The sequence below is a fragment of the Actinotignum vesiculae genome (genome assembly GCF_051267215.1).
Taxonomy (GTDB): domain Bacteria; phylum Actinomycetota; class Actinomycetes; order Actinomycetales; family Actinomycetaceae; genus Actinotignum; species Actinotignum schaalii.
The window spans coordinates 26,106-36,233 of sequence record NZ_JBOZGG010000018.1; the positions used below are offsets into that span (position 1 = coordinate 26,106).

Genomic DNA, 10,128 nt, shown 5'->3' on the forward strand with positions numbered 1-10,128 from the left:
TTAGTGCGCGCCAAATCGTACGGGCGCGCAGCTCAGCCGGTTGCTGGCGGCTCTGTGCGCGCCGAATCGTACCGGCGCGCAGCTCACGCGCACACTGGCTAGCCAGCCACGTTACTCAATCGTGGACAGATCCGCGGCGCCGATAATTCCGGCGTCGTTCCCGAGCCGCGCGAGACGAATCTCCGGCAGCGTCCGGTATTTCGCCACGGGGAGAACTTCGGGGAATTCGCGTACCAGCGGATCGAGCACGAGCGAACCGGCCTCGCTCACCCCACCGGCAATCACGAAGATTTCCGGATCGAAAATGGTGGCCATATCCGCCAAGCCGATGGCATTCCAATGCGCGAGCTCGTTGAAAACATCGAGGGCCATCTCATCGCCTTCCTGAGCGGCCGCGGTCACGGCCGGGCCGGTCACGCGCCCTTCGCCCAGTTCCAGAATGCGAGCAGCCCCGCTCGGGTAATTCGCGGCCCGTTCGGTGGCGAAACGCACCAGCGCGCTACCCGAGCCCATCACTTCCCAGCAGCCGCGCGATCCGCACCCGCACAGCGGCCCGTTCGGAACCATGTGGATATGCCCGATTTCCGCGCCGAAACCGAAAGCGCCGCGCAGCAGATTCCCGTTCATGATGATGCCGCCGCCCAGCCCGGTACCGAGCGTCACCACAACGGCGGATTCTGCATCCGCGGCCGCACCGAAACGGTATTCGGCCCAGGCAGCCGCATTGGCGTCATTTTCAACGACGACGGGCATGCCGGTGAGCTCAGCAATACGTGAACCGAGCCGTCCGTTCTGTAGGGGCACATTCGTGCCGTAGATCAACGTATCGCGATCCGCGGCGATATAGCCGGCCTGCCCGATTCCAACGGTGGTAGCCCCCGAGGATTTGAGGTCATTGACGCAGGCGGCGATGGTTGCGATAAAGGCCTCGGAATCCTGGCGCGGCGTGGGGCGCCGGACCCGCTGCAAAATTTCACCTTGTTCATTGACGACGCCGGCGGCCACCTTCGTGCCGCCAACATCCACACCGATGCTCAGAGTCATGGTGCAAGTCTACCTGGCCTTGCCAGCCGAATTCCGGGATGGCGGAGTGGCGTCGTCGTACCGAAAAAAGAGGGTGCGCAAGGACGTGACGTAGCTCGCGAAAAGTGGGCGGGAATAAAAACCATGCCCCTAAGGTTGAGTTAGGTGGACTCAAGAAAGGGCGAGCCGATTGGACATAGGTTCTCGAATCGTTCAGACTTGGAAGGAAACTTTGTCGAAGGGTCCGCGGCCGGTACCGCCGGCGTGCGGATCTGCGGCACGAATGCAGAAGGAGCAATCATGGCACGTGCAGTAGGTATTGACTTGGGAACAACCAACTCCGTGGTGGCCGTCCTCGAAGGCGGGGAACCCACGGTGATCGCGAATGCGGAAGGTGCGCGCACCACCCCGTCCGTTGTGGGCTTCTCTAAGAGCGGAGAAGTGCTCGTGGGTGAAGTGGCCAAGCGTCAGGCTGTCACCAATGTTGATCGCACGATTTCTTCCGTCAAGCGCCATATGGGTGATGACTGGAAGGTTGATATTGACGGTAAGGATTACAACGCACAGCAGATTTCCGCGTTTATTCTCCAGAAGCTGAAGAAGGATGCGGAAGCCTACCTGGGCGATACCGTCACCGATGCGGTTATTACCGTGCCGGCCTACTTCAATGACGCGCAGCGCCAGGCCACCAAGGATGCCGGTACCATCGCCGGCCTGAATGTGCAGCGTATCGTCAACGAACCCACGGCCGCGGCGCTGGCCTACGGCCTGGAAAAGGGCAAGGAAGATGAAACGATTCTGGTCTTCGACCTGGGCGGCGGCACCTTTGATGTTTCCCTCCTGGAAGTGGGCAAGGATGAGGATGATTTCTCCTTCATCCAGGTGAAGGCCACCTCCGGGGATAACAAGCTCGGCGGGGATGACTGGGATCAGCGCATCGTCAACTGGCTGGTTGACCAGGTGAAGAGTGCCTCCGGTGTGGATCTGTCCAAGGATAAGATCGCGCTGCAGCGCCTCAAGGAAGCCGCGGAAAAGGCGAAGATTGAGCTGTCTGCCGCAACTTCCACCCAGATTTCGCTGCCCTATATCTCGATGAGTGAATCCGGGCCGATCCACGTGGACGAAACCCTCAGCCGCGCCAAGTTTGAGGATATGACCAAGGATCTGCTGGACCGCACCAAGACCCCGTTCATGAACGTGATTCGCGATGCGGGCATCCAGATTTCCGATATTGATCACGTGGTGCTGGTGGGCGGGTCCACCCGTATGCCGGCCGTGACCGAAGTGGTCAAGGAACTCACCAACGGGCGCGAACCCAATAAGGGCGTGAACCCCGATGAGGTTGTGGCCGTGGGTGCGGCGCTGCAATCCGGTGTGATCACCGGGGACCGCAAGGATGTTTTGCTTATTGACGTCACCCCGCTCTCCCTCGGTATTGAAACCAAGGGCGGCGTGATGACCAAGCTCATCCAGCGCAATACCGCTATCCCCACCAAGCATTCGGAAACCTTCTCCACCGCGGAAGATAACCAGCCTTCGGTATCCATCCAGGTGTTCCAGGGTGAACGTGAGTTCACGCGCGATAACAAGCCGCTGGGCACCTTCGATCTGACCGGGATCGCGCCGGCTCCGTCCGGGGTGCCGCAGATCGAGGTCACCTTCGATATCGATGCCAACGGCATCGTGCATGTGTCCGCTCGCGATAAGTCCACCGGCAAGGAACAGTCCATGACCATTACCGGCGGTTCGGCCCTTTCCGAAGAGGAAATCAACCGCATGGTCAAGGAAGCTGAGGAGCACGCCGCGGAAGACGCCAAGGCCAAGGAAGAAACCGATACTCGCAACCAGGCGGAGCAGACCGCGTACTCCATTGAGCGCCTGATCAAGGACAATAAGGACAAGCTCACCGATGCCACCGTCACCGAGGTGGAGGAGGCCATCGCCAAGGTGCGCGAAACCCTCAAGGGCACCGGCAATGTGGAGGACGTCAAGAGCGCCCTGGCCGAACTCAACGAGAAATCGCAGAAGATCGGTCAGGAAATTTACGCGCAGGCCCAGGCCGCTGAGCAGAACGGCGGCGCGAATGCTTCCGGTGCCGCGGGCGGTTCCGGTGCGTCCGGTTCTTCTGATGACAATATCGTCGACGCCGAAGTCGTGGACGATGAGGAGAATAAGTAATGAGTGAGGACGATCTGAAGCGCAATGGCCCGGACGGCGCGGAGGAGCCTGCTGTTAGTTCCGGTGCCGGGGAAAACGCGGGTGCCGGTAACGGCGCGGGCGGTTCCGGTGCGGGCGCTGTTTCTGGGAACGACGACGCAGCTGCCGCCGCGGCCTCGCCGGCAGGTGCGGGTGAAGCTGGCACAGCCGGCGCTGCTGGTGATGGCCAGGCATCGGATGCTCAGGAATCCGATACTGAAGCTTCCGATGCTGAAGCCGGCGCAGGCGATGCAGAGGCCGTCGCGGCCGATCCGCTCAGCGAAGCAATGGCGACCATCAGCACCCTGGAGGACCAGCTCAAACGCGCCCAGGCATCGCTGTACAACACCGAAACGGAGTACACGAATTACGTGCGCCGCTCCAAGCAGGAAGCTGGAGCGCACCGCGATTCGGGCACTCTCAAGGTGATTGAGGCTTTGCTCCCGGTTCTTGATGATGTGGAACTGGCCCGCCAGCACGGGGACCTGGAAGGCCCCACCGGCTTGATCGCGGAGAAGGTGGAGCAGATTCTCTTCTCCACCTTCAAGGTGGCGCGTTTCGGTGCGGTTGGTGATGAATTCGATCCGGAGTACCACGAGGCACTCATGAATCGGTCCTCGGCGGAAGCTACCGCTCAAACTATTGAGACGCTTATTCAACCCGGCTACACCGTGGCGGATAAGGTTCTCCGCCCGGCCCGGGTGGGAGTGGTCTCACCGGAATAGTGGGGGCAGGCTTCACGGAATACACACAGCAGGATAAGAAAGGGGAGGTGAGCATATGGCAGGGGCAAGCCAAGATTGGCTCGATAAGGATTTCTACCAGGAACTCGGCGTGAAAAAAGACGCCACCCAGGAGGATATTAAAAAGGCCTACCGGAAGCTATCCCGCCGTTACCACCCCGATCGGAATGGCGGCTCGAAGGACGCCGAAGAAAAGTTCAAGAGGGTGGGGGAGGCCTACCAGGTTCTCTCCAACCCGGAGGATCGCAAGCAATACGATGCGATCCGGGCGCTCGGGGCCGGCGGGCCCCGCTTCCGGGCCGGTGGGCAAGGCAGCGGCGGTTTCGAGGACATCTTCTCCATGTTCTCCGGCGGCCGCGGGGGAACCTACCACGCCTCATCCTCCACGGGCGGCGCCCGCGCAGGCGGCTTCGGCGGCAACTTCGAGGACGTGCTAGGCGGGCTTTTCGGGGGCGGCCAGGGAGGCGGAGGTTTCGCTGGATTCGGCTCCCAGCGCCGAGCCCAGAAGGGTGCGGATATGACCGCTACGGTCTCGCTCCCGCTCCGCCAGGCTGTGGACGGGGCCACCGTGAAAATCCAAACCGCCTCCGGCAAGTCCGTGACCGCGAAAGTCCCGGCCGGCGTGAGCGACGGCCAGAAAATTCGGATCGCCGGGAAGGGGCATCCGGGCCTCAACGGCGGGCCGGCTGGCGATATTATCGTCACCGTCCACGTGGAGCCCCACCCGGTTTTCGAGGTGCAGGGCAAAGATGTTTACGTCAATGTCCCGGTGTCCTTCCCGGAAGCCGCTCTCGGGGCTACCGTAGAAGTACCAACGCTGGCAGGGCACACCGTCCGGGTGAAAATCCCGGCCGGTTCCTCCACGGATAAAATTTTGCGGGTACGCGGCAAGGGTCTCACGGCCAAGGGTACGGCCGGGGATATGTACGTGCGTCTCAAGGTCGTGGTTCCCACTCGGCTGTCGGATGATGCCCGCAAAACCGTGGAACTCTTCGCCAAGGCCACGGACGATGCCGATCCGCGCGCGGATTTCATCCGCATGGCGAAGGTCTAGGCGAAGTGCTAGCGAAGCTCATGCGAACGGCTAGCCAAGCTAGCGCGAAGCACTAGCGAAGCGGCACGAGGAACGAAAAACCCGGCTAGCCCGGCCCCGCGTGGGGCCGGGCCCGGGATCCCAACAAAGGAGGTTGAGGAGGTATGGCGAATCGACGCGCACCGTTACTCACGGTGTCAGTAGCGGCCGAACTCGCTGGCATGCACGCCCAGACGCTGCGCCAATATGACCGCCTGGGGCTGGTGTCCGCCCGGCGCACCCGCGGAGGCGGGCGGCGCTACTCCCTGGAGGATGTGGAACGCCTCCAAGAAATTCAACGCATGTCCCAGGAGGATGGCATCAACCTGGCCGGCATCGCCCGCATCCTCCAGATGCAAGAACGTATCGACCAGCTCACCCGCTCCCTTCAGCGTGCCGAGCAAGAACTCGCGGCAGAGCGGGAACGCGCCAACGAACGGCGCGCCCATGCTCGCCGGATTTTTGCTGCCGGAGCGGATGGCGACGTCGTTCTTACCCGCGGTCATAAAGACCTACGCGAGTATCTACGCCACCAGGCCGCGCAGCGTCTCGCGCAATTACGCGCCCAAGAAGGTGCCGGGCCTTCCCGCGCGGGGGCCGCAGGAAGTTCGGCGGCAAGTTCCGCGGCCGGTGCCGCGCGTCATCCCGGCTCCGAACTGACCCGCTACCAACCCCATACTCTCGACCTGCTCCTCGCCGCGCTCGCGGTGCAGATGGATTGGGACCACAACCGCGAACACAACCGCGAACACGGGCGCGTCCCCAGCCACGACCACAGCCGTGAACGCAGTCGCGACGGCAACCATGCACGTGACCGCGAGCTTGACCGCGCCTAGGAACGCGACCGCGCCTAGGAACGCGACGGCACCCAGGAACGCGACCACGACTTCCAGCGCGGCTCGGCACGCGAACGGCCCGGGAACAGTGCGCACTACTGCTAGGGTCACTATGTGCACGCACTGCTAAGAATTTTTCGTTTCACCTCCGCGCTGTCCCGCTACTACGTGGCGGTGGCCCTCGCCTCCATCCTCGTGACCGCCGGAACCATCATCGTTCCCTTCGTGCTCGGCGCCGCCACCGATACCGCGGTTGCTGCCGTGAGCGGCAGCCTCGACGTTAGCGTGGCGGTGCGGCGGGTCATCCTACTGGCCGGTGCCTTCCTCGCCATCGACTTTTTCTCCGCCACCATCGATTCACTAGGCGGATACGCCGGCGACCTCATGAGCCAAAAAATGCGCTCTATCCTCTCCGTGCGCTACTTCGATAAACTCCTCACCCTCCCGCAAGATTATTTCGACCGCGAACTCACCGGCACTATCACCTCGCGCCTCAACCGCTCCATCATGGAGGTCACGAATTTCGTCAAGAATTTCGCAAACTCCTTCTTCACCACGCTGCTCACGGTGATCGCCGTCCTGATTATTTCCTTTATTTATTCCCCGCTGCTCTGCCTTCTCCTGCTTATTATTTTCCCGATTTACATGTGGCTGACTGCCCTCACCTCGCGGCGCTGGCAGGGCCTCGAAGCGCAGAAAAACGAAGATATCGACGTGGCCGGTGGGCGCTTCAACGAAGTAATCGGCCAGATCCGCGTGGTCAAATCCTTCACCCGCGAACGTGGCGAACTCGCGCATTTCGCCCGTCACTACGAGCACGCCGAGCGTGTCACCGCCAACCAATCCCGCCACTGGCACACCATGGATTTCCTGCGCCGGATGGTTATGGCCATTATTTTCTTCGCGATTTACGCGATTATTTTCCTGCGCACCGCCCGCGGCCAATTCTCCGTGGGCGACATGGTCATCCTGGTGCAACTCGTGGGAATGGCGCGCCGCCCGGTCATGTCCATGAGCTGGATCGTCGACACCACCCAGCACGCCATCGCTGGCTCGCGCGATTACTTCGAGGTCATGGAACTCACCGAAACCGAACGCGGCCAGTGCCCCGTATCGACCGGCGGCGCGACTTTTCCTGGCGGCACTGCCGTTACTCCTAACGGCGCCGCCCTTACTCCTAACGACGACGCCGCACCGGCCCGCCCACTCATGGCCCGCGCGCTCCACCAGAAATTGGTGGAAATTGAGCCTGATGTGCCGGCGATTCGTTTCGAGAACGTGACTTTTGGATACGGCACAGATCCGGATGTTTTACGCGATGTTAGTTTCGCTATCGAGCCGGGGGAACGGGTCGCTTTTGTTTCCGAATCCGGGGGTGGGAAAACTACCCTGACCTCGCTTCTCCTGGGGTTATACGAACCGCGGGCCGGGCATATTGAGCTCTTCGGCAGCGATATCGCGGGTCTGTCACTTCAGCAGGTGCGGGCCGCCATCGGGGTAGTTTTCCAGGACCCGGCGCTTTTCTCCGGAACAATTCGGGAAAATATTGCTTATGGGCGCCCGGATGCTACCGAGGAAGAAATCCTCGATGCCGCGACCCGCGCCCACGCGGATCGTTTTATCCGGCGTTTCACCCAGGGGTATGACACCGTCATCGGGGAGCGCGGACTCAAGCTTTCCGGTGGGCAACGCCAACGCATCGCCGTGGCTCGCGCCATGCTCAAAGCTGCCCCGGTTTTGGTGCTGGACGAAGCGACTTCCGCGCTGGATACCCGCTCCGAACGGTGGGTGCAGGCCGGGCTGGAAGAACTCATGAAAGACCGCACCTCGATTATTATCGCGCACCGGCTCTCGACCATCGCCAGCGTGGACCGGATTATCACGCTGCGGGCGGGGCGTATTGATGAGGTGGGCAGTCCGGCCGAGCTCGCTGAGTCCGGAGGCATCTACGCCGAGCTGCTCGCCTTGCAGAATGACAACTCCGCGCGCGCCCAACGCCATCTCAAACGCTACGGCTTGCGGTAGGTGTGTAAGCCGGGGGCGAGCCGTGCGCGACTATGCCTGTCTCCGATAGTGGTGCAAGCGGGGTTTTCCGTTGCTATTGAGCCGATTCGGGAGTTCCTACTGCAGTGATTTGGTGGGTTCTACTGCAGTAATTTGGTAGATGCTACTGCAATAATCTGGTGACTTCTGGGCAGATATGCGGTGGCTCTACTCTCGCAATGAGGGGAGAGGCGGCACGGTGATTCCTCGCAGTGCGAGTGGTTATATCGCACAATTAGCGCAATGGTTTCCGGTGGTTTTCGTTACCGGCCCGCGCCAGAGTGGGAAATCAACCCTGGTTCGGACGGCTTTTCCCACGTATGAATACGTTAGCCTCGAAAATCCGAATCTCCGTGCGGCAGCTACCCAGGATCCAGTTGGTTTTCTTGCCGCGCACCCCGCGCCGCTTATCGTTGATGAGGCGCAATATGCTCCGGATCTTTTCTCCACCATTCAGGTGCGATCAGATGAAGGTGGTGCGGCGGGGCAGTACATTTTGACCGGTTCACAAAACTTTTCGCTGCTGCGGAGCATTCGCCGATCCTTGGCCGGCAGAGTTGGAATTCTTCAGCTACTCCCCTTGAGCTGGCAAGAACTTCAAGCACTCGATCCTGTGCCCACACTCAGCGAAGCGCAAGTGACAGGAGGATATCCGCGTATTCACGAGGTAGGTATCCCGGCCACGTTTTTATATCTAATTATGTACGGACTTACCTTGAAAGCCGTGTTGCGGATTATCGTGATATCCAAAATGTTGATGCATTTCGCGCTTTCCTGCGGTTGTGTGCAGAATCGAGCGGAAGCCCCATTAACTACAGTGGCTTGGCGCGCGATATCAGCTCCACCCATCGGACCGTCAAAGAGTGGGCATCGATTCTCAACTCCTCCTGCATCACGTTTACGCTGCAACCGTATATGTTCACCGGTGCGAAACGAGTGACGAAGACTCCGAAGCTGTTCTTTTATGATACGGGTTTGCTGTGTCATCTCTTGGGAATCCGAAGTGCTGCTGAACTTCTCACCCATCCGAAACGCGGGGCGGTATTCGAGAATTTCGTGATCGCAGAGATAAGAAAACAATGTCTCCATATGGGAACGGAGCCGGAGCTCTATTTTTATCGTGATGATTCCAAGCGCGAGGTTGATCTCCTTGATCTCACCGTGCGTAGTCACCCGCGCATTTTCGAGATTAAATCCTCGATTACGATGCGTGATAAATTCGGCCACCAGCTTTCCCAGATCGGTGACCTCCTGGGAATCCCGGCCGAAAATCGCGCTGTTATATACCAGGGGGCGGAATCGTACCAAGGGAAAAATTTTGCAGCCCAGTCGGCTGCGCACCTGCTCGCTACCTATCCGCAACCTGCGCCGGGTGCTTAACTCCCCAGTAGCGGGAGTTTTATTGTGCCCGGTGCCGCTCTTCGACTACGGATAAGGTAGTCGGGGAGGCGGCACCGGGCACGGCTATAAGGAACAGGAAGCGGATGGCGATGAATTATGCGCAGTAGTGCTTGATAGCTTCGTGAACGAATACCGCGGTTCCTTCGCCCGCAAAATCGTCAATATTGCGAGTGAACTCTCCGCCATCGGCATACATTTCACCGAGGCCGGCCAGGATCTCATCCGTGCACGTATAGAAATTATCCGTGATGAAGCCTTGCAGCTTTTTCACCAGCACTTGGGCTTCCGGGGAATCGGGGGCACCAGTTTTGATCTTCCCGAATTCCCCGAAAATTAACATGAGGCTCTGGGTGATGGCCTGATTTTCCGTGTCGCTCCGTCCTGCTTGCTTGGATTCATACTCCTGATATTCCGACGTTGTACCCCAGCGCTCTCGGGCCTGGCGTGCGTAATCATCGATTTTTCCGGTGTCAAAAACTGTGAAATCCATATAGGTACCTCCTGATGATTTGATTCTTTTTGCGAAGTCCAGCAAGGCTTCGAGCCGGTCCCTTTTCAGGGACAGTAGTGTTATCTGCTGGTCGAGTGCCTCGGCTTCATTGAAGTTCTCGCTGTGGACTATGGCTTTGATTTCTTTGAGCGGGAATTCCAACTCCCGAAAAAGCAAAATATATCGCAGCTGTTTCACGTCCGCGTCGCTGTACAGCCTGTATCCAGCATCCGAGTAATCGGTGGGCGAGTGTGTCAAGTTGTTTGTGTGTGAGCATTGTTTATAAATACTTATTAAACCGGTCAGGGTAGGCCACGGACATCT

The 10,128-nt window shown here is 59.8% G+C and carries 8 protein-coding genes and 2 pseudogenes; 8 read left to right on the forward strand and 2 right to left on the reverse strand.

The window, feature by feature from the left end:
* Positions 1-111: 111 nt before the first annotated feature.
* Entirely contained in the window at positions 112-1,044 is a 933-nt protein-coding gene (locus ACRQHG_RS08615) for an ROK family glucokinase (protein ID WP_087069989.1), read from the reverse strand.
* A 279-nt stretch (positions 1,045-1,323) separates the two neighbouring features.
* Here ACRQHG_RS08615 and dnaK point away from each other — a divergent pair, with 279 nt between their 5' ends.
* The 8 genes and pseudogenes from dnaK (at position 1,324) to ACRQHG_RS09375 (ending at position 9,293) form a co-directional block, all read left to right on the forward strand.
* Positions 1,324-3,201, forward strand: coding sequence for a molecular chaperone DnaK (gene dnaK / locus ACRQHG_RS08620; RefSeq protein ID WP_435719947.1), 1,878 nt, complete (start codon positions 1,324-1,326; stop codon positions 3,199-3,201).
* Positions 3,201-3,944, forward strand: coding sequence for a nucleotide exchange factor GrpE (locus ACRQHG_RS08625; RefSeq protein ID WP_435719948.1), 744 nt, complete (start codon positions 3,201-3,203; stop codon positions 3,942-3,944). Before dnaK ends, ACRQHG_RS08625 begins: the two co-directional genes overlap by 1 nt.
* A 55-nt stretch (positions 3,945-3,999) precedes the next feature.
* On the forward strand, positions 4,000-5,016 hold the full coding sequence (locus ACRQHG_RS08630) for a DnaJ C-terminal domain-containing protein (RefSeq protein ID WP_435719949.1): 1,017 nt from the start codon (positions 4,000-4,002) through the stop codon (positions 5,014-5,016).
* 143 nt (positions 5,017-5,159) lie between these two features.
* Complete coding sequence (locus ACRQHG_RS08635) at positions 5,160-5,870, forward strand: heat shock protein transcriptional repressor HspR (RefSeq protein ID WP_435719950.1); 711 nt, start codon at positions 5,160-5,162, stop codon at positions 5,868-5,870.
* Between the two features lie 114 nt (positions 5,871-5,984).
* Positions 5,985-7,895, forward strand: coding sequence for an ABC transporter ATP-binding protein (locus ACRQHG_RS08640; RefSeq protein WP_435719951.1), 1,911 nt, complete (start codon positions 5,985-5,987; stop codon positions 7,893-7,895).
* Between the two features lie 175 nt (positions 7,896-8,070).
* A pseudogene (locus ACRQHG_RS08645) lies at positions 8,071-8,451 on the forward strand (AAA family ATPase); the annotation flags it as partial.
* A 206-nt stretch (positions 8,452-8,657) separates the two neighbouring features.
* Positions 8,658-8,858 (forward strand): annotated as a pseudogene (locus ACRQHG_RS09370) (DUF8612 domain-containing protein); the annotation flags it as partial.
* A gap of 144 nt (positions 8,859-9,002) precedes the next feature.
* Positions 9,003-9,293: a DUF4143 domain-containing protein gene (locus ACRQHG_RS09375; RefSeq protein ID WP_493927379.1), complete on the forward strand. Its 291-nt coding sequence runs from the start codon at positions 9,003-9,005 to the stop codon at positions 9,291-9,293.
* 115 nt (positions 9,294-9,408) lie between these two features.
* Here ACRQHG_RS09375 and ACRQHG_RS08655 read toward each other — a convergent pair.
* Positions 9,409-10,128 (reverse strand): MerR family transcriptional regulator (locus ACRQHG_RS08655; protein WP_435719953.1); only part of this gene is annotated, 720 nt, incomplete at its 5' end.

Bases quoted from the DNA above. Each gene is read 5' to 3' on its own strand.
- ACRQHG_RS08615 (WP_087069989.1), bottom strand. From the start codon at position 1,044: ATGACTCTGAGCATCGGTGTGGATGTTGGCGGCACGAAGGTGGCCGCC.
- dnaK (WP_435719947.1), top strand. From the start codon at position 1,324: ATGGCACGTGCAGTAGGTATTGACTTGGGAACAACCAACTCCGTGGTG.
- ACRQHG_RS08625 (WP_435719948.1), top strand. From the start codon at position 3,201: ATGAGTGAGGACGATCTGAAGCGCAATGGCCCGGACGGCGCGGAGGAG.
- ACRQHG_RS08630 (WP_435719949.1), top strand. From the start codon at position 4,000: ATGGCAGGGGCAAGCCAAGATTGGCTCGATAAGGATTTCTACCAGGAA.
- ACRQHG_RS08635 (WP_435719950.1), top strand. From the start codon at position 5,160: ATGGCGAATCGACGCGCACCGTTACTCACGGTGTCAGTAGCGGCCGAA.
- ACRQHG_RS09375 (WP_493927379.1), top strand. From the start codon at position 9,003: ATGGGAACGGAGCCGGAGCTCTATTTTTATCGTGATGATTCCAAGCGC.